Consider the following 26,962-nt stretch of genomic DNA (forward strand, 5'->3'; position numbering starts at 1 on the left):
TGGGTGTTTTTTATATTAAAAACCAATTGAAATATATATTATAAATTTTCAAATAGAAAATTTACATAATATTAATAAACTAACTTATTACATTAACTGATTATTAACTAATTATTAACATTCTATTTATATAATGAAATACAAGAAGGTAAAGGAGGGGCTAATGTGAAGAAAAGTAAATTGAAATTTTTAACAACAGGAGCAGCGAGTTTATTGCTCATGTTATCATTCGGAATGCCAACAAATAGTGTAGAAGCAAGTGCACCAGGTGGCGGGCCAAATACACAAACTGAAAGTACACAGCAAGAAAATAAGGGAATCGAAATTTTAAAAAATAAACCAGAGGTAGCACCAGTACCTGAAAAGAACAACCCTAATCGAATTATTACTAATTTTAATGGTGACACTAAGAATCAGATGGGATTCAATTGGTATACTACTGATAAATTTAAAGATGCAAAAGTATGGGTATCAGAAACAGGTGATTTTAGCGATGCAAAATCATTTGATGCAAAAGCTAAGAAAGTAAAGTCGAAGTACATAGAAAGAGATAAGAATGGGAACTTTATATTTGCTGACATAGAAAAAGATGATGAAGGTAAAGCAATTAAAGATGAAAATGGGAAAGAAAAAGTGAACGGCTATTATACTGATAAAAACGCCAATGGCCCTGAATGGACACGTGGTGATATGCAGGGTAAATCAGAAATGACAAATGTTGAAGAGTATAATTATAAAGCTAAAGCTAAAAATTTGAAGGCGAACACCAAGTATTACTATAAAGTTGGTAGTGAAAATGGTCCTCAAAGTGAAGTAGGACAATTTCAAACATCTGGAGATAAAGGCGATCCATTTAAGTTTGTACAATACACAGATACTCAAAATGCCTATTGGAATGAACACGTAAGAAATGAAGCGCAGTTTGGTGCAGATACTTTGAACCAAGCTATTAACACTGCAGGAAATCCTAATTTTGCTTTACATACAGGAGATTATGTAGAAACAGCGCAAGTCGAAGATGAATGGTTAGATTTATATGAACAATCAAGACCATCATTTATGTCTTTACCTATAGCTACTGCAGCAGGTAACCATGATGAATACGCATTAAATGAAGAAGATGATAAATTATTAAATGCATATAATAATCACGTCAATGTACCAAAAGAAAATAATGCTGTAAATGGAGGATCGTATTATTCATTTGATTACAATGGTGCACATATGGTTGTAGCAAATACGAATGATAATAAAAAATCAAAAGATAATCCAGATGAAAAAGCAATTGGTAAAGAACAAATGAAATGGATTAAAGAAGATATCAAGAAAGCTAAAGCAAATGGAGCGAACTGGGTTGTCTTGAATCTGCATAAACCAATGTATTCTAAATCTTATCATGCGCTATCAGATGAAGATGTGCGTAAGATAAGAAAAGAATTAACGAAACAAATTGATGAATTAGATGTAGATTTAGTACTACAAGGTCATGACCATGTGTTATCTCGTACACATCCTTTAGAGCACACATCTACTAAGAATAGTTTTGTTAATGCGAAACGAGAAGATGCGTCTCAAGTTCTAGGTAAAGATCATGTAGAATACTATGATAATCCTAAAGGTTCAGTTTATGTATTACCTAACACAGGTGGTACGAAAGCTTATGATAATTTATATGACAGATCCTTAGAACATATTAAAAAAGTACGCCCAGAGTTGAGTAATTTAACGCAAAGACAACTGGATCATTATAACAGCTTGTTTGCACTGGGTAATCAACCACATAAATCTAAAGCATTTAAAGACAGTCATGAAAATAACCGTGATGCTTCAGAGCAAAACTTCTCTGTATATGAAGTAGAGGGCGATAAACTTAAAGTTAAAATTTATCAGCTATATGGAGACATCAGTAAAGGTGAACAACGCGAAGTTAAATTGGTAGACGAATTCGGAATTTTAAAAGATAAAGCACCTCAAAAATAGTCATATGTGTTAAATCATATACGGGATTGGTTTGGTATGACATTACCATGCTAATCTCGTATATTCATATATTATAAGGAGTTTTGATATGAAAAGCGTAATTTATAGTTTGCTATCATTGGGTATCTTACTTTCTGCTACGGGTTGTCAGAGTCAACAACATCATGAGAAATCAGAAAAAGATACACAAGCAGCACATCAGAAAAAAGAAACTAAATCTTTCACAAAGGCACAACGACAACAACTTAAAAAAGACGTATTAGATATATCTGATCAAGTAGCTAAAAAGCAAGGTTTAGCTGTGTCGAATCGTTATTTAAGTAATGGAAGTTATACTAATAGTGATTTTTATGGTTTAACAAATGATGGAGAAATTCAAGTCATTGATAATAAAAAACCAGGTGCGAAGCATTTTAAAATACATAATCTAGTTGGCGTTTCAATGTACACATCAAATAACCAAACTGAAGGATACGATGAAGCGGCAAAGCAGCTCTCCAATATTGAGGGGTACCAACCTGTTGCAAACATGGAACAACCAATTAAAAAGTATTTGTTCGCAGACAACGGTAAAGTATATTATTATGCTTTTCAATCAGACGAATCTGTGACCCTATCTAGTGGTTTTTCATATAAAGACTATAATGACAAAGATCCAAACCTAAAGCCTAATGTCATTTTCAAAGAAACAAAAAATGAAACGTTGAAAAAACAATGGCAAAAAATATTAGAAAAATCTCAAGATTTATAAGACTAGTCTAAAACAATAAAGTGCTCATCAAAATGTTACATTTGATGAGCTTTTTTGTCGTTCATAGCAAAATATATAACCGCTTGTAGTAAAATTCCTACCGTTAATCTATGCTATATTTAAAAAAAGCATCACATTTGATTTAATATTAGTTAAGGAGGGTAACTTGATGAAATTGAAAGTAAACATCGATTCCAATTTAACAGAAAATGCTGTTTACATTGATGCCATTGAGATGTCTAGTGATATTAATTGTTTAATACAGTATGTTCAATCAATTGATGCGACAAAGGTATTAAATGGTAAATTAGACGACCATATTTATCGTGTGAATTTAGCAGAAGTTTATAGGTTTTTTACTGAAAACAAAGTTGTGAAAATGGAGACAGAGACACAGAATTTTGTGCTTAATAAAAGACTTTATGAAATTGAATCAATCGTCAATCATCATTTCATAAAGATATCTAAATCAGAAATTATTAATATACACTATCTTGATCACCTTTCAATGACGGCCACAGGTCAAATTAAAATTTGTTTCAAAAATGATATTGTCACTTATTCATCTAGACGTTATCTAAAATCTATAAAAGAGAGGTTGGAATTATGACAAGGATTTTTAAGGGTATTACAGTAGGGTGGTTTATAGGTATAGTGATTTCTATTTTCTTTTCGTTCTTGGCGAAAGATGGACGTTATCATCCAGTGAGCAGTTTTTCATACATGGGAGAAATTTATGAAAAGCATTTAAATGCCCTACAAGTTTTTGTTATTGCGCTGTTAATATGGGCAACATTAGGAATTATGTTTGCTTTTGCTGGCATGATTTTTTCCCACACAGATATGAATATTACTCAGGCAACAATAACGCATTTTTTAGTGATTTTAGTTTTATTTTTCCCAATGGCTATACTGGCGGGTTGGTTTCCTTTGAAAATATATAACCTTCTGAGTTTTGTAATTATATTTCTCGCTGTTTATTTTATTATATGGTTTATTGCTCGATCAAAAAATCAAAAAACTATCGATGATATTAATAATAAATTGCATAATCTTAAATAGAAAGACATGCATGTACAATGAAAATTAATTGTACGTGCATGTCCTTTTTTTATATCCAATTGTTCAGTGAAACGACAAGTGGACTGAATATCAACTCAGCAAAATTATTCTTCCACGATAAATTGGTGTTCTGATAAATCACGGACTGCGTTGTCTAATATCTTTTCAGTGTGGGCAGATATCGTATGCAAGTGCATACCGTCAGTTAAGTTTGCGATCATTTTACCTTTATATTTGTCCATACGTTCTAAAAATTGTTGTAAATCTTTATGCGTTTCTATCATTAAGTCGGCTTTTAATGTGCCATATACGGGATGTTCAATGGATACATCATCAATCATAGCGCCGTTATCGAGTATAATTTGCAGTTCTTCTGCCATAGATTCTTGCGCATGTTGGCAAACGATGATGCGTTTGTAGCCCTTACCTTGAGGTGCTATATCGATATGATAACCCTTGCTCGTAGCATTGATATTATAGTGATGCGACTTCAGTATTGAAATATCTTTGACGATAATTTGACGAGAAACATCAAATTGTTCACTTAGTTGTTTACCGCTAATAGGTTGTTGTGAAGCGGTAAGTAATTGTACGATTTGGCTTCTACGTTGATCAGGTGTTTCCATATCAATCTCTCCTTAAATAATCATTGCTAAATGGTTAAAGCAACTATCAATGTCTGCAATCGTATTGTTTTTAGAAAATGACAGACGCATATATTGGTCTAACGCATCATGAGCTATTGTATTTATTTTAACCTGTAAACCCTCACTTAACAACATACCATGTCCGCAAGCGGTTCCCGTAGAGATACAAATATTTTTACTCGAAAGTGACTGCATGATATATTGTGCCTCAAATTTAGGAGATAATAATGCCAGTATATGAGAGGACTCATTATTGAATCGAATTGGAGAAAAATTCAAAGCTTGTGCGCGTTTAAGTGCATGCGACTTTAATTGAAGCATATGTTTCAAGTCAGTTGTCATAGACAAAGCTTTAGTCATTGCCACAATACTCGGCGTATCTAGTGTGCCGTTTTGTGTGAACTGTTCATGAAAATAATGACTGTTTAAAGGTTTTACATATTCATGATTAATTAATAAAGCCCCGACCCCTTTCGTACCATGAAATTTATGACTTGAAAATGCATAAGAGGTGAACATAGATACATCTATGTTAGATAACTTGTTTACAGCTTGGACACCGTCAACATGCATAGGTATACGATATTGTTGCGCGTAATTAGCAATGGTATCTACTGGTAAGACATATCCGGTTTCGGAATTAACGTGCTGCATAATAATCAAAGCAATGTCACCATTCAATAAAGTTTGTGTTTGGTTAATATCAATTTCGCCATCGTCATTAAGTGGGGTAAATATGATGGTGAATTGATCTTTAAAAGACGCTAGTGCTGCGAAAATAGAAGGATGTTCAAACGGTGACACTAATATTTTGGATCTCGTGCTATAAGATAAATAACTATGTATGGCAATTTCATTACCATGGGAACCACTGCGTGTAAAAATGACTTCTTTTTCAGTATTGAAATAAGATTTTAAATAGTTTCTACAATCTCTCAAAAGATAATCTACATGATTACCCCCGGTATGTAAGCTTGCACTATTATAAAAAGCATTGTGCTGTGTTTGGTGATAGATGTCGAGTACTACCTCATCAGGTTGAGTCGTCGCTGCATTGTCTAAATAAATCATTATTTTTACCCCCACTTGTAATATATAGAAATTTGTGTAAATATAGTTGTAAACTAAATGTTAACATATATGTAAAGTTAGGTGTAAATTTGAAGAAAATTATTGTAATTGGTTCAGGTATTGCCGCATTGTCATTTGTACATGCACTTCATAAAGACATTCAAATTATATGTATGACAAAAGACAATTTGAAACAAAATAATAGCCATTTGGCTCAAGGGGGCATTTGTTTTTCCAATCAAGAAAAGGATTTAGCTAGATTACATGTCGAAGATACATTTATATCTGGACATAAATTAGGTGATGAGTATAGCATTCAAGAAATGATACGGCATAGTCATGCGTATATCCAACAATTAATAGATGAAGGTATGAATTTTGATAAGCAGAATGATGGAAAAACCTTGGCATTAGCAATGGAAGGTGCACATTCAAAGCCGCGTATTGTACATGCTGGTGGAGATCAAACGGGACAATATATCATGGAACATTTAATACAATCAGTTAAAGATAAGGCTGTCACATTTTATGAAGACACTGAAGTTGTGGATTTGTTACGAGATGATGGTGGTGAAGTTTCAGGTGTGTTAGCCATTGATAAAAATAATCATCAAATCGTAATACAAGTTGATGAAATTGTTTTAGCATCGGGAGGCTATAGTAATTTATTCCAAACACATTCGAGTGCTTCAAACACTTTAAGTACGGGACATTTAGTGGCACTACATCAAGGCATTCCATTAAGACATATGGAAATGATTCAATTTCATCCAACTTTATTAGGTACATCCACGGAAACATTCGGTTTAGTTTCTGAAGCGGTACGTGGTGATGGAGGTAAGTTAGTTAATGAGTACGGAAAGCAATTTATGGATGAGGTACATCCATTGGCGAGCCTAGCGCCAAGAGATATTACCAGTAGAACCATATTTCACCAGCAGCGTTTGGGTCATACCTGCATGATTGATATTAGTCCTATTGAAGACTTCCCAGAAAAATTTCCCGGGATATATCGCAATGTTATAACATACTTTCCGAATGAATATAAATTACAACGAATTCCTGTTTCATCGGGAGCACATTATACGATGGGAGGGATTAAGGCAGATATTGATGGGACAACGGCATTGCCACATGTATATGCCATTGGTGAAGTAAGTAATACGAATTTTCATGGTGCGAATCGTTTAGCAAGCAACTCATTATTGGAAGGACTAGTGATGGGACAACAGTGCGCGGCAATCATAAATAACTTACCGATACGTCAAAAATCAAGATGTCAGCCATCGCGACTTCGAATTCCAAAAATTGAACAAAAACAATATGAACAATTAATCTCACAGAGCTTTGACAAATTAGGTATAGAAAGAGATGGACAATCTATGAAGCATTATTTGAAAGAGCTTCAGCAATGTCTTGTAGAACATCCAATAGCAGAGGACTTCACACGAGAGGATTGGCAAAAATATGCCAGACTAAGAACTTTAGAAATTGTATGTATGTCAGCTATAAATAGAACAGAATCAAGAGGGGCTCATTATCGTACAGATTATCCAATGCGCAATGAACATTTTCAAAATATTGATATAGAAATAGAAATGGGGGTAGCATTACGTGCTAAACAAATTAAACGTTCAAGAGAAACTCAAGCAATTTTACATAGAGGATAATCATTATGGAGATCTCGCCACAGGTATTTTTGATGCACAGCAATGTGGGACGCTAACAATTGTATCTAAAGCAGAAGGTATATTTTGTGGAACTATCATCATTAATGAAAGTTTTAAATTAATTGAACCTGGTATTCATATTGATCTATTAGTGAAAGATGGCGATACAATTCAGCAAGGTCAAACACTAGCAATAGTGCGAGGGCATGTACAAACGTTACTTACAATGGAACGTATCACTTTAAATTTAATTCAACGGATGTCAGGTATTGCTACGATGACAAATGAAATTGTAAGCAAGGTTAGACACACGGGTGTCCAAATTGTAGATACTAGAAAGACTACGCCGGGGTTAGGCATGTTTGAAAAGTATGCTGTGCAAGTCGGTGGTGGGTATAATCATCGGCGTACATTAAATGATGGCATCATGTTGAAAGATAACCATATTGCCTATAGCGAATCATTAACACAAGCGGTGGTTAAAGCAAAGACGATGATGGGACCTATGGATAAGATAGAAGTAGAAATTGAGACGCTTGAAGCACTAGATGAAGCAATTCAAGCAGGCGTAGATATTATCATGTTTGATAACAGGTCTCCTTCTTGGATTCAGCAATATATGACTCGCGTACCATCCTATATTAAGACAGAAGCCTCTGGCAATATTAATGTTAATAATGTCATCGATTATGCAAATACAGGTGTCGATTATATTTCGATTGGTGCCATTTTTTATGCACAACGTGCATTAGATATATCAGCAAAGGTGGTCATGTAATGTTTAATCCTATACTAGAAGATGCTCAAGCTTTACCAGAACAATATATTAAGATGTCAGAAGATGAATTAATCGCCAAAATAAAGGCAATTAAAGAAGCGTTAGGATCTAGGTTGTTTATGCCAACGCATCATTATCAAAAGGATGAAGTTGCACAATTTGCTGATGTAATGGGCGACTCATTAGAATTGGCTAGAATATGTAAGGAAAACACTGAAGCGGAGTATTTCATATTTAACGGTGTGCATTTTATGGCCGAAACTGCAGATATATTAACCAATGACAATCAACATATTTATTTACCTGATTTATCTGCAGGTTGTTCTATGGCAGATATGGCAAATATTGAACAAGCTTTACACGGATACAAAGTACTTACGGAGCGATTAGGTGATGATATTTTACCATTAACATACGTCAACTCTACAGCTGCTATTAAAAAGTTTGTTGGTGAAAATGGGGGATCATGCGTTACTAGTGGTAATGCTGATAGTGTGATTCAGTGGGCGCTTGATCAAGGATCCAAAATTTTATTTTTACCGGATCAACATTTAGGCAGAAATACCGCTTATAAATTGGGAATCGATTTAGATGCAATGGCTGTTTGGAACCCTATTACTAAAGAACTGGAATATGACGGTGATGAAGATAACATTAGTATTATCTTATGGAAAGGGCACTGCTCTGTGCATGAAAAGTTTTACCCTGCGCATATTGATCATGCCCGAGAGCGTGATCCAGATGTAAATGTTATCGTTCACCCAGAGTGCACCTTTGAGGTCGTTGAAAAATCGGATTATGCAGGGTCAACAAAATATATCATTGATACCATTAAACATGCGCCCAAAGGAAGTAAATGGGTGATTGGTACAGAGATGAACTTGGTTCATCGATTGAAGCAAACCTATACAGACATTGAAATCGAGTCATTGAATCCGTTGATGTGTTCATGTTTGACAATGAATCGGATAGACTTACCCCACCTTGCGTGGTGTCTAGATAAAATACAACAGGGTAATTACGACAATATTATTAAAGTAGATGCAGCGACAACATATTATGCTAAACAATCTTTAGAGCGCATGTTAGCTATAACATAAGCAATATATAAAGATAGAACAAAAGCCCTTAAACAACATTCAAACTTGTTTAAGGGCTTTATTTTGTGACACTTTTAATATGAATAAGATGTATTTTTGTCTGGTTGTGTCATTTCTAAATCTGTTAATGGTGTGTTATAGCTGGCATAAAACTGTTCTAAAATATGCATTAAACTCTCATGCATGCGTTCAATTTGTATTTCATTGAGAAAAGCTGTTTTAAAGTCATAATCAACGTCTAACACGTCTGAATTAATTCTGTTATGAAGGTGTACTTTTAACGTGTTACCCATCGCGTCGTTGGATAACCATTCGTGACTGAACCCTTTGTTGTCTAGTGCCTTATCACGTTGTTGATTTTGATATGAGACGAAACAGGAACTTAACCCCTTGGCATGTTTATTGTCAGCAAGAATTTTAAGGAATGGGTATCTTTTATGTTTCATTAACTTGAAATTTTCCTGACGGATCATTTCGAGATATATACCCACCGACGCGTTATAGTCTATATCGATGACAAAAGGCAACAGTCTGGCAAATTGACCACATATCGATTTTTGTTGATAGGTATTTCTATTGTGGAATAACAAACTGATAGCATTATTGTTTGTATTCGTCGTATACCCCATATATAAATGTAGTAAAGATGAGAATAATGTACTCACACCGATGGAAAAGTCATCACAGATTTTATAAAGCATGCTTGCTCTATCTTTATTTAATTGGTGTGATGAGCGAGATGCTTTGATGGGTGTCTCAGCTGTCGGAATTGGAAAGGCGCTCTGTTCATAGTTTGATAATTTATTTATCCAATAGGCGCGATCGCGTTCAAAGCGTGGTGACAATTGATATTGTTCATCTATTTTTACTGTTTCAAGGTAACTGTGGTGATTGATGTTTGTTTCATAGCCGGTAAGCTGTTTCATTATAAAATGATTTGAAATAGCCATGCTCCAACCATCTGAAATTAAATGATGGTGAAGTAGCATTATAGTATATTGATTGTTTGCATTTTTAATAATTTTAAAGTCATAAAGTGGTTGATTATAGTCAAACAGACATCTGTGTCTCTGTTCATTTAAATAGTTTTCATAGTGTGTATAATAACTAAATTCAATTAATGGAAATTCTTGAAATTGAAATGCCGTTATATACTGTTTTGTGATTTGGTGAGAATGATCAATGCGTAATCTATAAGCGTCATAATTTTCAATCAGTTGATTTAAACTTTTATTAATAGCATCGTAAGTATAGTCGCCATCAATGTGAAGTAAAGTTAAAATATTATTAATGTTAGTGTTTGGAACCAATAAATCCATGATAATGTTCTCTTCTTGTGCATAAGTAAGTCCTTCTAAAGACATTTAAGCCCTCCTGTAAAAATCATTTAAAAGAATCTACTTAGTATATTATATTTTATTAAAAAAATAAACACACTTTTATAATACCCTTTTATAAAAATAGTGAAACAAGAAAATAATAATTTTATTAAAGTTTTTTGAACGTTTTATTAATAAGTTTAATCTTTTGTGTAGTTACGTTTAAACGAAGGCACGTTGCGTCATTTATTTAGAGGCAGTTTAAAGGTGATCGTTTTAAACTATGTATAAGAAGTAAATCATACATAGTTATTATAATTATTAGATTCGACTATAGAAAAGAGGGTAAACAACTAGAAATATTAATTGTAAGCGCTTACTATGGTGTGTCATTTAAATATAGCTTCAAAGGAGAATGCTTAATGAAGGATAAAGTGATTTTGGTAACAGGTGGCAGTAGTGGTATGGGAAAAGCAATGGCTCAACGATTTGCAAAAGAAGGTGCCAATGTAGTAATAACGGGACGTACTTTAGAACGTTTGGAGATGACAAAAAAAGAGATTGAACAGTATGAGGGACAAGTACTATGCATTGATATGGACGTACGCGATCCTGAAAGAGTGCAGTATACTATAGAAGAAACGATTAAAAAATTTGGCAAGATTGATGGTTTAGTTAATAACGCGGCCGGTAATTTTATTTGTCCTGCAGAGGATTTATCTATTAATGGATGGCATTCTGTAATTGATATTGTATTGAATGGCACTTGGAATTGTACGCAAGCAATAGGTAAGCTGTGGATTAAAAATGGTCAAAAAGGCCGTATTCTCAATATGGTAGCAACATATGCGTGGAGAGCTGGACCTGGTGTTGTTCATTCAGCGAGTGCCAAAGCAGGTGTATTGGCTATGACAAGAACACTTGCTATTGAATGGGGATCAAAATATGGTATTTGCGTGAATGCTATTGCACCGGGTCCGATTGAGAACACTGGTGGCGCACAGAAACTAACGTTATCAGAAGCAGCTCGTCAACAAACACTTGAAAGTATACCAGTAGGAAGAATGGGGAGAACTGAAGAAATAGCGGGTCTAGCACGTTTTCTGTTTTCTGATGATGCAGACTTTATTAATGGTGAATGTATTACGATGGATGGCGGACAGTGGTTAAACCAGAATGCATTTTAAAGAAAAAGATATTCCCTTTTCTTTCTATAAGAGAAGTTGCAATACGCAAAGTTAATTATAAAAAAGCACCTTTTGTATATTACAAAGGTGCGATTTGTCGTGCCTTTATTACAAAGAATTACATATCATTTTGTACGTTTTCCGAATTATAGACCTCCATAGCAGTTTTTTTGATTATTACAGACGGAGTGATTAAGCTATATCATGTCATTTGACTGTAATGAAGTGGCTGTTATTTTCACCTCACTGTAACCTGCTAGGGTTTTATAGGTGTTATAGTGAATCTAGCAAATTAATCATAAAACTAATTACCTTATAGGAGGATTTTTTAATAATGAAAAAAACAGTAATCGCGTCAACGTTAGCAGTAGGTCTAGGAGTAACAGGAGCAGCATCAGCAGGAAATACAGCCGACGCTTCAGAACAAGGTGTAGATAAAGCACAATTAGCGCAACAAGCACAATCAAATTCAAGCCAATTAAATGAATCAGCTATCCAAGATGGTTCATATGACTATAATTTTAATCAAGATGGCGTAAATTATAACTTCAAATCAGATGGTGAAAACTTTAGCTGGAGTTATGGTGAAGGTTCAAATACTTCATCTAACCAATCTACAGATAATAGTTCACAACAAGCTTCAGGTGAACAAGCACAAGCATCAGCGCCACAACAAACAGAACAAGCTCAACAACCACAACAAGAAGCGGCACCACAAACGGAACAAACTGAACAGCCACAACAAGCATCAACTTCAACACAATCATCAAATGAATCAAGTGAAGCTTCAGAAGGTTCATCAGTAAATGTTAACTCTCATTTACAACAAATTGCAGAACGTGAATCAGGTGGCGATCTTAAAGCAGTTAATCCATCATCAGGTGCAGCAGGTAAATATCAATTCTTACAAAGCACTTGGGATTCAGTAGCACCTGACGAATATAAAGGTCAATCACCAACTGAAGCACCAGAATCAGTACAAGACCAAGCAGCAGTAGATTTATATAACTCAGCAGGTGCATCACAATGGGTTACTGCATAATCTAAAAAGTGAATCATTATAAAATAAAGTGTTTCATCCCCGTCTCGATATAGAGGCGGGTTTTTTTATAGCGTATAAAAAATTGAGTTATGGTATAGATTTCCGAGGAAATACAGTAGCATTAAATGATGTAGCTATAACCTATCATAAATAAACGTATTAAAAGTTAAACGTTTATTTAAATAGAAAAAGTGAATATTAAATGAGGATAGATATGTTTTAAATACATAATTATAGAGAAAAGGTGATTGAAATGGATGTGAAATTCCCTATTGGACCTTTAGAAGTGCCAGAGGTAGTAACTTTAGACAATGTTAAACGATGGTTAGGAGAAATAAATACATATACTGACCAATTAAGAGAAACAGTAGATACATTGAATGATGTAGATTTGACTAAAACATATCGTGACGGTAGTTGGACAGTTCGTCAACTTGTACATCATATTGCAGATTCGCAATTAAATATGTATCAGCGTTTAAAGCTAGCTTTAACAGAGAATAATCCGACAATAACTACGTTTGATCAAGAAAAATGGGCAGTTCAACCTGACACCACCTTGCCTGTAGAAAGTTCGATTAAGTTGTTAGAAGGTTTAAATACTCGAATCGTAGCGTTAGGAAATGGTTTGAATGAATCGGATTTACATCGAATATTTACACTTGAGGATAGCGGTGAAATTTCGGTTGCTAAACAAGTAGCCAAATTAGCTTGGCATGAAGCACACCATCTCGCACATATTAAAATAGCATTATCAAAATAAAAGTAAACTGCCTAAAACAAAGTGTTTTAGGCAGTTTACTTTGTTGTAAAACAATGATGATTACTTGTAAAATATATATTCAAAAAAATAGTTTCTATCAAATGTTTTTTAATAAATGAAATATCTATTTATAAAAGTATAAATAAGGATTTTTCGTAACTTGTTACACTTGTGTTACAGTGGAATACAACGTAATTTATGTGATTAAAGCTTACATGAAAGGGTTTGAATCGCTTTTTGTCGAGAATAGCATCATTTTTCTTGTCATTAGGATGTAAAGAAAGACCTGTTTTTTTCACCTGTCTGTAACCTACAACTCATTTTTAGGTGTTATAGTAAATCTAGCAAATTAATCGAACGACTAATTATCTTATTTGGGAGGATTTTTTAATAATGAAAAAAGCAGTAATCGTATCAACGTTAGCAGTAGGACTTGGGGTAACAGCAGGAGCAGCAGGAAATTCAGTGGATGCTTCTGAAACAGGAATTAATGAAGCACAATTAGCGCAACAAGCACAAACAAATTCAAGCCAATTAAATGCATCACCGATTCAAGAAGGTGCATATAACTATAACTTTAATGTAGATGGTGTTGATTATCACTTTGAATCAGACGGTCAAAACTTTAGCTGGGGCTTTGGCGGAGATGCTAATGGTTCAGTAGAACAATCTACAGATAACAGTGAGCAAACAGCTCCACAACAAGAAGCGGCACCACAACAAGAAGCAGCACCACAACAAGAAGCAGCACCACAACAAGAAGCAGCACCACAAACAGCAGAAACACAACAACCACAACAAGAAGCGACTACAACGCAATCAAGTCAAGCTTCAGAAGGTTCATCAGTAAATGTTAACGCTCATTTACAACAAATCGCTCAACGTGAATCAGGTGGCGATCTTAAAGCTGTAAACCCTTCATCAGGTGCAGCAGGTAAATACCAATTCTTACAAAGTACATGGGATTCAGTAGCACCTGCAGAATATAAAGGTGTATCACCAACTGAAGCACCAGAATCAGTACAAGACCAAGCAGCAGTAGATTTATACAACTCAGCTGGTGCATCACAATGGGTTACTGCATAATTTAAAAAGCAGTATTTACTTAATATAAAAGACATGAGATACCCCTATTTCTATTTTAGAGATAGGGGTTTTTTTGTTTTAACTTAGTTAAATAAATATACATAACTTTGGATCCATTTACTCCATTTTTTTACTACCCATAAATAACATTGATAAATAAAAATGTTGCTATTGATAAACAAATAGATGTAACAATGACGGCAACTAAGGGTTTGAATGCACGATTTTTTAAATCTTTAAATGATACGTTTAAGCCTAAAGCAACCATAGCCATAAGTAAGCTTAGGGTAGTGATGATATTAACTACTTGCATCAATACTGCAGGTAAATCAACATAAGTATGAATAAAAGCCATCACCACAAATCCTAATAAGAAATAAGGGATATCTATTTGTTGTTGTGTTGTAGACGCTTTTGATTTGAAATTCATTACGATAATTAAAATAATACTTAATGGTATTAATAAGAATACACGACCAAGTTTGCCTAATAAACCGAGTTCTAATGCCGTTTGACCTGAGTAGTCTGCGGCAAGAATAACGTGGGCTATTTCATGTAAACTAATGCCTGACCATATACCGTAAACTTGTGGGGAAATTGTAAAAATAGAATATATCAATGTATAAGCAAGTGAAAATACAGTGCCAATTAGAGCGATAATACCAATACTCATTGCGGAGTCTTTTTCACGAGATTTCAAGATCGGTGAAACAGCTGCAATGGCAGCAGCACCGCACACAGCAGTACCTATACCTAAGAGTAACACTAAATGTTTGTCACCTTTTAAAAATATGTTAATTACAAATATAAATGCAATGGTCAAAATGATGACGCCAATATCGATAAATAGTAAGCCACTACCTTGGCCAATAACATCATAAATATTTAATTTTAGACCATATAAAATAATAGCGAATTTCAATAATCGTTTAGAAGAGAAAGTAATACCTTGACGGTACTTTTCTGGATAACCTTTAAAATGTCTATATATAATCGCGATCAATATTGCTATAGATAAAGCACCAACTTTATCCAATATCGGCAACTTTGTAACTAACAAACTAATGATTGCAATCATAAATGTAAAAAATAGGCCAATGACGAATGATTTATTTTTAAAAGTTATCACGTTTATCTCCTCCTTATATTACAAGTCTAGCACCATAATTCTATAACGTGAAATAAATATTTAGTATATAATCCATAACAAAATTGTTATAATATAAAGGATAATAACGAGGAGGCGTGGCTTGTGGATCCATTTAAAGTATTAACTGAAGTGGTAAAGGCACAAAGTTTCACTAAAGCGGCTGAGAATTTATACACATCTCAACCATCTATCAGCCGAGATATTAAACGACTTGAAACACAATATGATGTGAAAATATTTGAGTTTAGACATGCACAATTAACACTAACAAATGATGGTAAAAAGCTATTTCAATATGCATTGCAACGTGCACACTTAGAAGCAGCACTATGGCATGATTTGAAAATGAAGCCAAATACAATTTCAGGGGAGATTACAATAGGAAGTAGTTTCACCTATGGAGAATATCGATTGTCTCAACACCTTACAGATTTAGCAGAAAGATATCCGGAACTATACATCCATGTACACTTAGATAATTCAGAATCAATGATACAAAATATTAAAAATAATATTATTGATTTAGGGATTATTGAAAAGGAAATACAGGATCATATGATACACAGTACACGTATTGCGAAAGATGAAATGGTGTTAATTCATAAAAAAACAAAAACAGTGCTTTCAGATACGTGTTTTATTCGTGAAAGAGGTTCCGGTACACGTGTCTATCAAGAAATTGGCTTATCACAATTACAATTACACCCGAATTTAGTAGAAATTAATAATACGAGTTTAATTAAGCATATGGTTCATGCAGGAAATGGGTTCGCCATTGTTTCAAAAACAACACTTACACCATACGATTTTGAAAAGCTAGATGTTCAACCTTTACACATAGAACGCTATTTTTATTTACTAACACATAAAAATAAATATATAGATACAAATTTAAAAATTTTAATTGAAAATTTAAAGAAGTATTATTAACTCTAGAGTCAACGATAGTATAGATTTCTAGTTATTATTATAAATTTATAAGAACTATACATCATCTATATAATAGAAGGAAACGGATTTGAAATTTTAAATAGAGGGAAAATAAATTAAAATGTATTACTGTTGACTTGGTTTGAACTCGAGGGTGTATGATTAAAAAAAGATAAAGGAAGTGAGCATTTGCTTATATCAGAAGTAAGTAAAAAAATGGACATAAGTATAGATACACTCCGCTACTATGAAAAAATTGGAATCATTCCCCAAATTGCTAGAACAAATGGTGGTGTCAGAAATTATACTGAAGATGATTTGAATTGGATTAATTTAGCGAAATGTATGAGACAATCTGGACTTTCAATTGAGGCGTTGGCACATTACTTAGAGCTCTTTCAGCAAGGCGAAGATACTCAAGCGGAGCGATTGGCTATATTATCAGAGCAAAGAGAAACGGTATTAAATACAATACAACAAATGAAGGATACTTTAGAGCTTCTCAATAAAAAGATAGATAATTATGAAACGGTTTTAAAACCAAGAGAAGAAGCGCTTAGATAACAAATTCATATTTAAAAAAATACAGTAAAGCCATCCGTTTTGGATGGCTTTACTAATTATGATAAATATTTTTTAAAGAACTTATCTATTGTTTCAAAAGGTATGATATCAGTTTTATCATATAAATCTGTATGAACAGCGTCTGGTATGATCATTAATGATTTATTGTCACCTTTTAATTTTTTATAGGCATCTTCACTAAAATAAGTAGAATGCGCTTGCTCTCCATGAATTAACAATACAGCACTGCGTATTTCGTGACTATATTGCAATAATGGCATATTTAAAAATGATAGGGACGTTGTTACATTCCAACCCCCGTTAGAATTTAAAGAACGTGCGTGGTAACCGCGCTGCGTCTTATAATAATCATGGTAATCTTTCACAAAATCGGGTGCATCATCTGGAAGTGGATCTGGAACGCCTCCAGCTAACTGATATTCCCCATTATTATAATCTGCTGTACGCTGTTTGTTCAAAGCTTGTCGTTTTTCAAAACGTTGTGCTTCACTGTCTTCACTATCAAAGTAGCCATTCGCATTAACACGAGTCATATCGTACATTGTAGAAGTTACAGTAGCTTTAATTCTGGTGTCGATCGCTGCAGCATTAATCGCCATACCGCCCCAACCACAGATACCGATAATGCCTATTTTCTCACTATCTACGTTGTCTTGGGTAACAAGAAAATCTACAGCAGCTTGGAAGTCCTCGGTATTGATATCAGGTGAAGCTACATTTCTTGGTGTACCTACACTTTCGCCAGTAAATGAAGGATCAAATGCAATTGTTAAATATCCTTTTTCAGCCATAGTTTGTGCATATAAACCAGAAGATTGTTCTTTGATTGCACCAAATGGACCACTCACTGCTAATGCAGGCAATGGTGTGCCTTTTGTATTTTTAGGCACATATAAATCAGCAGCAAGTGTAATGCCGTATCGGTTAATAAATGTTACTTTTTTATGATTTACTTTATCACTTTGAGTGAAAACTTTATCCCAATCGTTTGTTAAATTTAATTTTTCTATTTTCATAATATAAGGCTCCTTTAAAACTATTTATTTTATAATTTTTGTATAAAGCAGGCATGTATTATTTACACTTTTATGATAATAGATAAAAAAGTGTATGTTAAATACTTATAATGTATTTTTAGTTATGCTTTATAGGCATAAAAGGAGAGCGCTTTATTGTTGAGAAAAATACTTAATTTATGACTGTAAAATATAAAGCGTAAAATCATCATTGTACTAATTCATATCATGGCTGTCTGAAGATTTAACCACAGTGAATCAGGAAGCATCAGTGTTATAAAGATTAAGGTAATCGCGTGTAAGTTATAAAAGAGGTTAAAGAAGCTGAGCGTTAAAATTAAAAAAACCAAATGCTAAAATGCATTTGGTTTGTCTATGTACTGAACCAACCTATTATTATGTTGGTTTTATTTAGCTATAAGTGCGGTTAATTCCCCTTTAAAGACAATATCATCGTCTTGATTAAATGTCGATAAACGCACAGTTAATAGACCGCTGTCTGGTTTGATAGAATGTTTATCTGTGACTTTAATAACAACATGTAAATGATCATTTGGAAATACAGGTTTAATAAATTTAATATTATTCATTTGTGTTCCAGCAATGACATCTTCGCCATAATTTTTTGTTTCGACCCATAGCTTAAAAGAAAGTGAAAGGGTATGTATACCAGAAGCAATAATCCCTTTGAAGCGACCTTGCTCAGCTTTTTCTTTATCTATATGCATATATTGTGGATCAAACTCGCTGGCAAATTTATAAATATCTTCTTCTGTAACTTTATAATCTTTGGTTGTAAATGTATCTCCAATTGAAAATTCATCAAATTTCATAATAAGTACCTCCCTTGTTAATATTTAAAAACAATTATACTATAAATATTTTAACACTACATAAGAATCAGATAGGAAAGAGAACAAGCTTTATAGCACTAATAACCATATCATTTATAGTAAGAGGTAGCCATTAAACTGCTAGGGCTTTAGTCACATTTTCATTCAATTATTTATCTTAATGAATAAGTATGATGTTAAAAACTATTATTCGTGTGACACAAATTTGAGGTCTAATGTATCAATATTTGCGATGACATTTTCAAAGTTTAAAGGTCGAGGTTCATTAGGGAATGTCGTGAAATCATAGGGTTCACCTAATGTTCGGAAGAAAGGTTCAAATAATCCTGGTACTAATAAACCAATCATTTTACTATAGTGTGCATCGAAACGATAAGAGTGTATTGTCCCTGCTGGTGCATGTAAAAAATCACCGGGATATAAAACAATTTTGTGATCTTGTTCTCCTACCCACATTGTGACTTTGCCATCAAAGCAGTAAAACGTCTCTGTATGTTTCTCATGATAATGAGATACAATCGCATCACCAATTGGTCCTTCCGTAGACACAACAATATAGTTGTCTTCTGTGTCTTTTTGAGTTGTTATTAATGAATGTAACTGATCACCTGTTAAGACATTGTCTCCCTCGCCGGAAGGCCAATATAAAATTTTAGAATCAGTGGTATTTTTATCAGTAAATTTTATATCAAATTGAGTTTCTAAGTCTAATTTTGGTAAAGTTTCAGACTGACTAATATAAGCAGGCTGTTTGGGATGACTATACTGTTGACCTATAAATTGATACATCTCTGTTATGTTTCCATCAATCGTATAGGTAAGTATTTTTGTTCGGTGTGCTTGCATACTATAGCCATGACTTAAACCAGGGGGGATAAGTACATAATCACCTCTATTTAATGTTAATGTTTCGTTTTCTAAATGAATATTAAGTACACCTTCTGTTACTAATATGGATTCATACATGTTTTCATGCAGATGCGCAGGAAAATATTCGTTCTTTCCACCTGTAATAGTGACAACTTCAAACATATCTCCTGTACTTTTGTTTGTTGATAAAAAGGTGAATACTTGTCTGTTCCATATAAAATGTTCACCGGAACCATTTTCGATAATATAAGGTATCTTTGTATTAGGTAATTCATTTCTTAAGATATTCAAATTGAACCTCCTCGTTTTCTTTTGTTTTATAAGTAAAGTGAATGTATATAAATCAACACTATCTTTTTATTTTATATAAATTATAACTCTTTCATAAGTGACAATTTTAAGGACAATATAATCTCTGTTAGTTGAAATTTTAAATTATTTTTTAAATTTGTTTAGTTTATCTGTTTGAAATGAAGGGGATTATGTACTAGTATAGTAGCTTGTGTGGATATAACGAACGTCATAAAAAATATGTTTAAAACTTTTTAGTAGCGAACTAGAAAGTTTCTTTTTTATGTTTATAGATACGTTGTTAAATGATTGGAAAACGGGGTTTGATTTAAAAAATAATCTAAGAAAGAGAGGGAGGAATATGTTATATAGAATTCATTTGAAAAACATATGCTATTGTATTTTAGGGACTTTTATCATTGCTATTGGGATCAATGCATTTATCATTGCTTCTAATTTGGGTGAGGGTGGTACGGTCGGCGTTTCATTAAACTTAAAATATACACTTGGATTATCACCAGCACTCACTTCATTGATTATAAATTTGATTTTGATTGTTGTTGGTTGGAAATATTTAAGTAAAACGACAGCTATTTATACTTTAATTACAGTTATTTCAAGTTCTTTCTTTATCGGTATCACAGAACCATTTAATTTACACATAGAATCAGATTTTATAAATACTGTCTTTTCTGGTGTACTAATAGGGATAGGTTCAGGACTAGTTATCGCAGCACGCAGTACACTTGGGGGAACATCTGTTATTGCGAAGATTATCAATAAGTATTCTGAAATTAAGACTTCACAAGCGTTGTTTGTCTTGGACTCATTGATTGTATTATCATTCTTAATTGTCTTACCTATAGAAAAAGTATTGTATACCATTGTCATGTTATTCATTGTTGAAAAAAGTATGTCATTTGTCATTGAAGGATTTAACCCTAAAAAGGCAATTACAATTATTTCTGAAGCTAATACGAAGATTAGTAATCAAATTAATCGGGAGACGGGTCGCGGATCAACATTATTAAATGGTGTAGGCGGTTTTGGGCAAAAAGAGAGACAAGTATTGTATGTGGTTGTGCCTCAAAACCAACTTTCGCATATAAAGAAAATCGTAAATTCACACGATGAACATGCATTTCTTGTTATTCATGATGTGAGAGATGTGTTGGGGAATGGTTTTATGAATCTACAATAATTAAATAATATAAAAAATCCTGCCATGATTAAAGCATAGCAGGATTTTTTAATACTATTGATGTACAAGGTCTTTAAAGTTTTCTAAGCGTTGCGCTTTGTCTTCATCACTGATGTTATGCGCTTTTACATAGCGATTGCTTTCTTGTGCAGCACAATCATGTGAGCAAGCACCTAAATAACGTGCTTCATTTTCTTCTGAAACTAGAATTTGACGGTTACACTCAGGGTTACTACAGTTGATATAACGCTCGCAAGGTGTACCGTCGAACCATTCTTTGCCGACGACATTTTTATCTACTTGGTTGATTTCTACACTAATACGTTCATCAAAGACGTACATTTTACCGTCCCATAATTCGCCTTGAGTTTCAGGATCTTTACCATAAGTAGCGATACCACCTTCAAGTTGGCTAACATCTTCAAAGCCTTCTTTTAATAAGAAGCCAGAGAATTTTTCACAACGAATGCCGCCAGTACAATAAGTGACAATTTTCTTGTCCATAAATTGTTCTTTGTTTTCTTTAATCCAGTCAGGTAAGTCTCTAAATCTAGTAATGTTTGGGCGAACAGCGCCACGGAAATGACCCAAGTCATATTCGTAGTCATTACGCGCATCGATGACTACAGTATCATCTGATTGTAAAGCTTCTTTAAATTCTTTTGGAGATAAGTAAGCGCCTGTTAATTCTCTAGGATTAACGTCATCTTCTAAGTCTAAAGCAACAATTTCCTCACGTGCGCGCACGTGCATCTTCTTGAATGCATGACCTTCAGACTCATCAACTTTAAAGGTAATCCCTTTAAATCTTTCGTCTGATTGTAAGGCTTCCATATATTGGTCCGTTGCTTCAATAGTACCTGATACAGTACCATTAATCCCTTCTGTTGATACTAAAATACGACCTTTAAGATCTAATGATTTACAAAAATCTAAGTGCTCAGTGGCAAATGTTTCGGGCTCATCAAGTGATGTATATTTATAATACAATAATACTCTATAATCCATAATTCGATTCTCCTCTAGTATAGTCTTTTCATTATTCATTTATATAAAATTTAAGTTTGAACGCTTGTTATTTGTAATCTATAGCTGTTATCTTCAACTTTAAAAGTTTTAATCACACCGATTAAGTCACTTTGAATAAAAGAACAAAATTCTCCTCACTATATTGTAACAAAAAAGGTATATTATTCAATTCAAAAATTTCACTTAGGGGATATGTATCGGCATATCTTCTTTTATTCGGTTTCTCGTTGACATTTTTTAAGCAAAATTTCATAATAGGTTAAGAATAAAATTTTCGAAAAATTCACAACATTATATTGTTTGGAATGATGCATGATTAATAAGACGAGAAATATATGTAAGAAGCATACAGGTTTAACGGAACTAGAAATTTTAAAAATAGAGCAACTTGCGAATCATTTACAAGAAATTGCAGATTTAAATAATGCTGACGTATTTATAGATTGTCCTGCAGTTGAATTTAATCAAATTATCGTTGTAGCAGAAGCAGCACCTAAGCACGTGAAAACACTGTACCAAAATTCTGTCCTAGCACAAAATGTGTACGAGAAATTTGAACCAGCTGTATTTCGAACATTAAAGACAGGTCAATCAGAACACCAGCACAGAGCAGTGTCACAAGAAGGTAAAGTCGTAGAACAAAATGTAACACCTGTGACCTTAAACAATCACACTATTGGCGCATTAATTATGGAAAAAGATGTGAGTAATAAGGTTTTGGAAGAAGATAAGATGAAGGCACTCACGCATGCTACCGACACGTTGAGTCGTATTGTTTCCCAATCCAGTGAAAGCCAAATATTTTTTCCGGACATGATAGAAGAGAGTTTGTTCAACATTGATCGGGATTTGAATATAAGATATTTTAATCTGACCGCTGAAGAACTTGTACAAGATTTATTAAATGTAACCTGTGAAACTGGAAATTCGTTTATAGATTTATTTCCAAGTATTGAAGATATGTTAACGGATGGCCAAATTATTACTATAGAAGAACGCGAAATGGAACAATACTACTTCCAAGTTAAATGTATTAGGCTATTTGAACATAACCGTGTGACAGGTCATCTTATTATGTTAAAAGATATTACAGATTTAAAAGAAAAAGAAAAAGAATTGATTTCCAAATCTGTAGCCATTAGAGAAGTACATCACCGTGTTAAAAATAACTTACAAACTGTAGCGAGTTTATTAAGATTACAAATGCGACGAGGCTTACCAGACGATAGTAAACCATATTTTCAAGAAAGTCTGAATCGTATATTAAGTATTGCTTCTGTATATGAAGTGATACTAGACGAATCTTATACAGATAGAGTTAACATAGGAAAATTAATAAAGAAAATAGGGAACATGCTCGTGTATAATGAATCAACTACTGATACATCGATACATATGACTTACAACTTGAGTGATTCCATATTTTTACCTTCTAATGTGGCAGTATCGTTAGCTTTAATCGCAAATGAATTGATTACGAATTGCGTGAAACACGCATTTAACCAACAGAATGTGGGGAGCATATGTGTAGCTTTAACTTATGAAAGTAATTCAAAGATGCTAAAGTTATCAATTCAAGACGATGGAGAAGCAGAGTCGAATTTTCAAGAATCATTTGGTTTGAATATTGTTAATACAATTACAGAAAATGATTTAGATGGATCCTTTGATATTGTGAGGAATTCAATAGGTACTTTAGGACAAATTACATTTCATTACAAGGAGCGTATCTGATATGAAGAAAATTATGGTCGTTGAAGACGAATCAATTGTTCGTTTAGATATTGTGGAAATGTTAAAAGCAGCAAAATATGGTATTGCATCTGCAGTTAGCAATGGTGAAAAAGCAATTGAAGCAACTGAACAGGTTAAGCCAGATTTAATTATCATGGATATTAAAATGCCGAAGTTAAATGGGCTGAAAGCAAGTAAGATTATTGGAAAGAAGTACGAAGATATACCTATCCTTATTCTTACTGCATATAGTCAAAGTGAATTTGTAGAAGAAGCGAAGCAACCTAATATTGTAGGATATATCGTCAAACCTATTTCAGAATCGCAATTATTACCAGCAGTCGAAATTGCATTAGCACAGGCTGATAAAATGAAAACCTTGAAAAACGAAATCGAACAATCTTATATTGAGATTGAAAATCGAAAAGTCATTGAAAAAGCCAAAGGACATCTGATGACACAGCTTAAAATTAGTGAAAATGAGGCCTATCAAAAGCTTAGGAAACTGAGCATGGATAATCAAGTGGGTATTGATAGCGTAGCCCGAAAAGTCATTAGTCAATAAAGTGAAAAGTAAATTTTAAAAGTGAATATATTAAAGCAAAGATGCTTATTTGGTACAACCGATAGGCATCTTTTTGTTTTCTATATGAAATTGTAAATCATGGGGTGGATGAGTTATGGAACATATTGGAACGATAATTATTTATATTATTATGGCATGTGCGGTAATGGGGGCTTTTGGCGCAATTCGAAATGCACAAAAGGGTATAGGTAAAGAATTTATGGAAGGGATATATACGATAGGGCCGATATTTGCGAATTCTGCTGGGATTATGGCTTCTATTCCGTTTATTTCCAAATTTATTGAAAATGTATTCGGACCTATGTTTGATAAAATAGGTGCGGATCCTGCCATTGCAGCGACATCTATTCTAGCTACCGACATGGGCGGATATCAGCTGGCGGAAGTCTTAAAGCAAAGTTATGAAGGTTGGATTATGGCGATGGTCGTTGGATTCATGGCTGGTGCTACAATTGTTTTTACTATTCCGTTAGGCTTACCGATGTTAGATAAAAGAGATCATAAATACATGGCTTTAGGTATTATGTCTGGATTACTAGCGATTCCTTTTGGTGTGTTTATTTCAACGACTATTATGTTGCTTAGTCATATGAAGGTGCGTACAGCCATTGAGACGGCTGGGGCAGCATCCCATATATTTTCAATAAGTTTTACGTCAGTATTTTTGAATTTATTACCTTTGATTATATTTGTAGTTGTAACGGCGCTAGGTTTATATTTCTTTTCTGATATGATGATTAAATTGTTTATCATTTTTGGTAAAATCCTGGACACTGTAATTAAATTGGTATTTGTTTTTTCAGTAGTAGAAATTTTTACAGGCTTTTTCACGCACGTATTTGGCGTATGGGGATTTGATCCTATTATGGCTGATAAAGAAGATAATTTTAGAGCCTTAGAAAATGCGGGGAATATTGCGATTATGTTATCAGGTGCATTCCCAATGGTGTACTTGATAAGAAAATATTTTTCTGGCATCTTAACTAAGGCAGGTAAAAAAGTTGGTTTAAGTGAAGTAGGAAGTGCTGGTATTATAGCAACCATTGCTAATATTTTAGCGATGTTTAAATTGGTTAAAGATATGCCACCTAAAGATAAAGTGATTAACATTGCATTCGGTGTATGTGCAGCTTTCTTATTAGGCGATCATTTATCTTATACCGCCAACTTCCAACCGACATTAATTCCCGCAGTATTAGTAGGAAAGTTGAGTGCAGGGGTGCTAGCAATTATCTTTGCCTACTTACTTTGTCTACCCAAAGCAAGGAAGCTTGAAGCGATTGATAGACAGTCAGGGATTATTGGCCCAGATGAATACATTAAAAAATAATATTTAATCATGGTATAAAGTATTTTGTGAAAACCGGTTGTAGACGTGGGTTTTGTGGTCGCAGTTACTGTTAGACAAATTGAAACAGCTTATAGATTACCTGAAGGGTAGTTTATAAGCTGTTTTATGTTGTTGAAATAATTTTTGTATTTTAGAAATAGTTAGCGGTAATACCACCATCAACATTGATATTAGCGCCGTTTGTCCAATCAGATTCATCAGAAGCTAAGTATAAAGCGCAGTTTACGATGTCTTCAGGTTTACCGAAACGACCTGCAGGTTGTCGATTTAAGCGTACATTTTTAGCGTCTTCATCAGAAACGAGCCATTCCATAAGTAATGGTGTTTCTATAGGCCCTGGACTGATAGCATTTGTGCGAATCCCTTTAGGTCTAAATTGGATAGCCAATGATTTCGTAAGCGATACAACTGCGCCTTTTGAAGCAGTGTAAGCATCTTGAGGGACTGAACAACCCATTTCAGCAACAAAGGAAGCGATATTAATAATAGATCCAGATTGATTTTTCTCCATTTCGGGAATCACATATTTGGTCATTAAGAAAATCCCTTTAACGTTGATGTTCATGACTAGATCCCAAACGTCTTCACTTGTATTTACAACTGAATTATCAGCTTCTGGCATGACGCCAGCATTATTGTATAGTACATCAATCTTTCCGAATGTTTGTACTGTTGCTTCTACAGCATTTTTAACATTAGCTTCATTGGCAATATCTACTTTAAAGAATTGAGCTTGGCCACCATTTTTAGTGATTTCATCTACAGTTGTTTGGCCAGCTTGTGCATCTCTTTCAAAAACAGCAATTTTGGCACCTTCATTTGCAAACATTTGTGCGGCAACTCGGCCCATACCTCCGCCAGCACCTGTGATAATACATACTTTATCTTGTAATCTCATATGATTATTCC

Annotated in this window: 26 protein-coding genes; 17 read left to right on the forward strand and 9 right to left on the reverse strand. The window is 33.7% G+C overall.

The features are described from left to right. Positions 1–219 precede the first annotated feature (219 nt). The 4 genes from QMO72_RS00585 (at position 220) to QMO72_RS00600 (ending at position 3,793) form a co-directional block, all read left to right on the forward strand. Positions 220–1,980 carry a purple acid phosphatase family protein gene (locus QMO72_RS00585; protein ID WP_103267329.1) on the forward strand — a complete coding sequence of 587 codons (1,761 nt, stop codon included), beginning with the start codon at positions 220–222 and terminating at the stop codon, positions 1,978–1,980. An 88-nt stretch (positions 1,981–2,068) separates the two neighbouring features. After that, on the forward strand, positions 2,069–2,731 hold the full coding sequence (locus QMO72_RS00590; protein ID WP_103267327.1) for a hypothetical protein: 663 nt from the start codon (positions 2,069–2,071) through the stop codon (positions 2,729–2,731). 169 nt (positions 2,732–2,900) lie between these two features. Beyond that, the gene (locus tag QMO72_RS00595; RefSeq protein ID WP_103267326.1) at positions 2,901–3,341 is read left to right on the forward strand and encodes a LytTR family DNA-binding domain-containing protein; all 441 of its coding nucleotides are present in this window, start codon (positions 2,901–2,903) and stop codon (positions 3,339–3,341) included. Next, complete coding sequence (locus QMO72_RS00600) at positions 3,338–3,793, forward strand: DUF3021 domain-containing protein (protein WP_103267325.1); 456 nt, start codon at positions 3,338–3,340, stop codon at positions 3,791–3,793. The genes QMO72_RS00595 and QMO72_RS00600 overlap by 4 nt, the downstream gene beginning before the upstream one ends. A 104-nt stretch (positions 3,794–3,897) precedes the next feature. Here the strand turns inward: QMO72_RS00600 and QMO72_RS00605 are convergent, their stop codons facing one another. Both QMO72_RS00605 and QMO72_RS00610 read right to left on the reverse strand, forming a co-directional pair. Next, entirely contained in the window at positions 3,898–4,419 is a 522-nt protein-coding gene (locus QMO72_RS00605) for a transcription repressor NadR (protein ID WP_071331149.1), read from the reverse strand. A 12-nt stretch (positions 4,420–4,431) separates the two neighbouring features. Beyond that, positions 4,432–5,511 carry a cysteine desulfurase family protein gene (locus QMO72_RS00610; RefSeq protein ID WP_103267324.1) on the reverse strand — a complete coding sequence of 360 codons (1,080 nt, stop codon included), beginning with the start codon at positions 5,509–5,511 and terminating at the stop codon, positions 4,432–4,434. An 89-nt stretch (positions 5,512–5,600) separates the two neighbouring features. Here QMO72_RS00610 and QMO72_RS00615 point away from each other — a divergent pair, with 89 nt between their 5' ends. Genes QMO72_RS00615 through nadA form a run of 3 tightly spaced genes read left to right on the forward strand, consistent with a single transcriptional unit; the run spans position 5,601 to position 9,059 of the window. After that, complete coding sequence (locus tag QMO72_RS00615) at positions 5,601–7,181, forward strand: L-aspartate oxidase (RefSeq protein WP_103267323.1); 1,581 nt, start codon at positions 5,601–5,603, stop codon at positions 7,179–7,181. Then, a complete protein-coding gene (gene nadC, locus QMO72_RS00620; RefSeq protein ID WP_103267322.1) occupies positions 7,126–7,959 on the forward strand; it encodes a carboxylating nicotinate-nucleotide diphosphorylase in 834 nt (277 codons plus the stop codon). The genes QMO72_RS00615 and nadC overlap by 56 nt, the downstream gene beginning before the upstream one ends. After that, complete coding sequence (gene nadA, locus QMO72_RS00625) at positions 7,959–9,059, forward strand: quinolinate synthase NadA (RefSeq protein WP_069822695.1); 1,101 nt, start codon at positions 7,959–7,961, stop codon at positions 9,057–9,059. Before nadC ends, nadA begins: the two co-directional genes overlap by 1 nt. A 74-nt stretch (positions 9,060–9,133) precedes the next feature. Here the strand turns inward: nadA and QMO72_RS00630 are convergent, their stop codons facing one another. After that, entirely contained in the window at positions 9,134–10,423 is a 1,290-nt protein-coding gene (locus tag QMO72_RS00630; RefSeq protein WP_103267321.1) for a condensation domain-containing protein, read from the reverse strand. A 377-nt stretch (positions 10,424–10,800) separates the two neighbouring features. Between QMO72_RS00630 and fadH the strand changes: the two genes are divergently transcribed. From fadH to QMO72_RS00650, 4 genes are all read left to right on the forward strand, one after another. Further along, complete coding sequence (gene fadH, locus QMO72_RS00635; protein WP_103267650.1) at positions 10,801–11,565, forward strand: 2,4-dienoyl-CoA reductase; 765 nt, start codon at positions 10,801–10,803, stop codon at positions 11,563–11,565. Positions 11,566–11,899: 334 nt separating this feature from the next. Then, positions 11,900–12,607: a transglycosylase family protein gene (locus QMO72_RS00640; protein ID WP_103267649.1), complete on the forward strand. Its 708-nt coding sequence runs from the start codon at positions 11,900–11,902 to the stop codon at positions 12,605–12,607. 253 nt (positions 12,608–12,860) lie between these two features. Next, entirely contained in the window at positions 12,861–13,370 is a 510-nt protein-coding gene (locus QMO72_RS00645) for a YfiT family bacillithiol transferase (RefSeq protein WP_103267648.1), read from the forward strand. Positions 13,371–13,763: 393 nt separating this feature from the next. After that, positions 13,764–14,456 carry a transglycosylase family protein gene (locus QMO72_RS00650; RefSeq protein WP_103267647.1) on the forward strand — a complete coding sequence of 231 codons (693 nt, stop codon included), beginning with the start codon at positions 13,764–13,766 and terminating at the stop codon, positions 14,454–14,456. 133 nt (positions 14,457–14,589) lie between these two features. On the opposite strand, the gene QMO72_RS00655 is transcribed toward QMO72_RS00650, so the two are convergent. After that, a complete protein-coding gene (locus tag QMO72_RS00655; protein ID WP_103267646.1) occupies positions 14,590–15,585 on the reverse strand; it encodes a YeiH family protein in 996 nt (331 codons plus the stop codon). A 123-nt stretch (positions 15,586–15,708) separates the two neighbouring features. On the opposite strand from QMO72_RS00655, the gene QMO72_RS00660 reads away from it, so the two are divergent. Both QMO72_RS00660 and QMO72_RS00665 read left to right on the forward strand, forming a co-directional pair. Further along, the gene (locus tag QMO72_RS00660; RefSeq protein ID WP_069823679.1) at positions 15,709–16,536 is read left to right on the forward strand and encodes a LysR family transcriptional regulator; all 828 of its coding nucleotides are present in this window, start codon (positions 15,709–15,711) and stop codon (positions 16,534–16,536) included. Between the two features lie 189 nt (positions 16,537–16,725). Further along, on the forward strand, positions 16,726–17,100 hold the full coding sequence (locus QMO72_RS00665) for a MerR family transcriptional regulator (protein ID WP_103267645.1): 375 nt from the start codon (positions 16,726–16,728) through the stop codon (positions 17,098–17,100). A gap of 56 nt (positions 17,101–17,156) precedes the next feature. On the opposite strand, the gene QMO72_RS00670 is transcribed toward QMO72_RS00665, so the two are convergent. From QMO72_RS00670 to QMO72_RS00680, 3 genes are all read right to left on the reverse strand, one after another. Next, positions 17,157–18,137 (reverse strand): alpha/beta hydrolase, encoded by a 981-nt coding sequence (locus QMO72_RS00670; protein WP_103267644.1) that lies wholly within the window; start codon positions 18,135–18,137, stop codon positions 17,157–17,159. A 407-nt stretch (positions 18,138–18,544) separates the two neighbouring features. After that, on the reverse strand, positions 18,545–18,970 hold the full coding sequence (locus QMO72_RS00675) for a MaoC family dehydratase (RefSeq protein ID WP_103267643.1): 426 nt from the start codon (positions 18,968–18,970) through the stop codon (positions 18,545–18,547). Between the two features lie 207 nt (positions 18,971–19,177). Next, on the reverse strand, positions 19,178–20,152 hold the full coding sequence (locus QMO72_RS00680) for a quercetin 2,3-dioxygenase (RefSeq protein WP_103267642.1): 975 nt from the start codon (positions 20,150–20,152) through the stop codon (positions 19,178–19,180). Positions 20,153–20,513: 361 nt separating this feature from the next. Here QMO72_RS00680 and QMO72_RS00685 point away from each other — a divergent pair, with 361 nt between their 5' ends. Continuing rightward, entirely contained in the window at positions 20,514–21,353 is an 840-nt protein-coding gene (locus QMO72_RS00685) for a YitT family protein (RefSeq protein WP_103268166.1), read from the forward strand. Between the two features lie 54 nt (positions 21,354–21,407). Here the strand turns inward: QMO72_RS00685 and trhO are convergent, their stop codons facing one another. Continuing rightward, complete coding sequence (trhO, locus tag QMO72_RS00690) at positions 21,408–22,361, reverse strand: oxygen-dependent tRNA uridine(34) hydroxylase TrhO (protein WP_103268165.1); 954 nt, start codon at positions 22,359–22,361, stop codon at positions 21,408–21,410. 333 nt (positions 22,362–22,694) lie between these two features. Here trhO and QMO72_RS00695 point away from each other — a divergent pair, with 333 nt between their 5' ends. From QMO72_RS00695 to eutH, 3 genes are all read left to right on the forward strand, one after another. Further along, complete coding sequence (locus tag QMO72_RS00695; RefSeq protein WP_103268164.1) at positions 22,695–24,116, forward strand: sensor histidine kinase; 1,422 nt, start codon at positions 22,695–22,697, stop codon at positions 24,114–24,116. Position 24,117: 1 nt separating this feature from the next. Continuing rightward, positions 24,118–24,681 (forward strand): ANTAR domain-containing response regulator, encoded by a 564-nt coding sequence (locus QMO72_RS00700; protein WP_103268163.1) that lies wholly within the window; start codon positions 24,118–24,120, stop codon positions 24,679–24,681. 115 nt (positions 24,682–24,796) lie between these two features. After that, positions 24,797–26,032: an ethanolamine utilization protein EutH gene (gene eutH / locus QMO72_RS00705; protein ID WP_103268162.1), complete on the forward strand. Its 1,236-nt coding sequence runs from the start codon at positions 24,797–24,799 to the stop codon at positions 26,030–26,032. A 151-nt stretch (positions 26,033–26,183) separates the two neighbouring features. Here eutH and QMO72_RS00710 read toward each other — a convergent pair whose 3' ends face one another. Further along, a complete protein-coding gene (locus tag QMO72_RS00710; RefSeq protein WP_103268161.1) occupies positions 26,184–26,951 on the reverse strand; it encodes an SDR family NAD(P)-dependent oxidoreductase in 768 nt (255 codons plus the stop codon). Between the last annotated feature and the right edge of the window lie 11 nt (positions 26,952–26,962).

The organism is Staphylococcus casei (assembly GCF_030294405.1).
Classification (GTDB): Bacteria; Bacillota; Bacilli; order Staphylococcales; family Staphylococcaceae; genus Staphylococcus; species Staphylococcus succinus.

Excerpts from the sequence above, each read along its gene's own strand:
- QMO72_RS00600 (WP_103267325.1), top strand. The coding sequence starts at position 3,338 with ATGACAAGGATTTTTAAGGGTATTACAGTAGGGTGGTTTATAGGTATA.
- QMO72_RS00670 (WP_103267644.1), bottom strand. The coding sequence starts at position 18,137 with ATGAAAATAGAAAAATTAAATTTAACAAACGATTGGGATAAAGTTTTC.
- QMO72_RS00585 (WP_103267329.1), top strand. The coding sequence starts at position 220 with ATGTTATCATTCGGAATGCCAACAAATAGTGTAGAAGCAAGTGCACCA.
- QMO72_RS00675 (WP_103267643.1), bottom strand. The coding sequence starts at position 18,970 with ATGAAATTTGATGAATTTTCAATTGGAGATACATTTACAACCAAAGAT.
- nadA (WP_069822695.1), top strand. The coding sequence starts at position 7,959 with ATGTTTAATCCTATACTAGAAGATGCTCAAGCTTTACCAGAACAATAT.
- QMO72_RS00685 (WP_103268166.1), top strand. The coding sequence starts at position 20,514 with ATGTTATATAGAATTCATTTGAAAAACATATGCTATTGTATTTTAGGG.
- QMO72_RS00630 (WP_103267321.1), bottom strand. The coding sequence starts at position 10,423 with ATGTCTTTAGAAGGACTTACTTATGCACAAGAAGAGAACATTATCATG.
- QMO72_RS00710 (WP_103268161.1), bottom strand. The coding sequence starts at position 26,951 with ATGAGATTACAAGATAAAGTATGTATTATCACAGGTGCTGGCGGAGGT.
- QMO72_RS00645 (WP_103267648.1), top strand. The coding sequence starts at position 12,861 with ATGGATGTGAAATTCCCTATTGGACCTTTAGAAGTGCCAGAGGTAGTA.
- QMO72_RS00640 (WP_103267649.1), top strand. The coding sequence starts at position 11,900 with ATGAAAAAAACAGTAATCGCGTCAACGTTAGCAGTAGGTCTAGGAGTA.
- QMO72_RS00695 (WP_103268164.1), top strand. The coding sequence starts at position 22,695 with ATGATTAATAAGACGAGAAATATATGTAAGAAGCATACAGGTTTAACG.
- QMO72_RS00595 (WP_103267326.1), top strand. The coding sequence starts at position 2,901 with ATGAAATTGAAAGTAAACATCGATTCCAATTTAACAGAAAATGCTGTT.
- trhO (WP_103268165.1), bottom strand. The coding sequence starts at position 22,361 with ATGGATTATAGAGTATTATTGTATTATAAATATACATCACTTGATGAG.
- QMO72_RS00700 (WP_103268163.1), top strand. The coding sequence starts at position 24,118 with ATGAAGAAAATTATGGTCGTTGAAGACGAATCAATTGTTCGTTTAGAT.
- fadH (WP_103267650.1), top strand. The coding sequence starts at position 10,801 with ATGAAGGATAAAGTGATTTTGGTAACAGGTGGCAGTAGTGGTATGGGA.
- eutH (WP_103268162.1), top strand. The coding sequence starts at position 24,797 with ATGGAACATATTGGAACGATAATTATTTATATTATTATGGCATGTGCG.
- QMO72_RS00590 (WP_103267327.1), top strand. The coding sequence starts at position 2,069 with ATGAAAAGCGTAATTTATAGTTTGCTATCATTGGGTATCTTACTTTCT.
- QMO72_RS00610 (WP_103267324.1), bottom strand. The coding sequence starts at position 5,511 with ATGATTTATTTAGACAATGCAGCGACGACTCAACCTGATGAGGTAGTA.
- QMO72_RS00605 (WP_071331149.1), bottom strand. The coding sequence starts at position 4,419 with ATGGAAACACCTGATCAACGTAGAAGCCAAATCGTACAATTACTTACC.
- QMO72_RS00650 (WP_103267647.1), top strand. The coding sequence starts at position 13,764 with ATGAAAAAAGCAGTAATCGTATCAACGTTAGCAGTAGGACTTGGGGTA.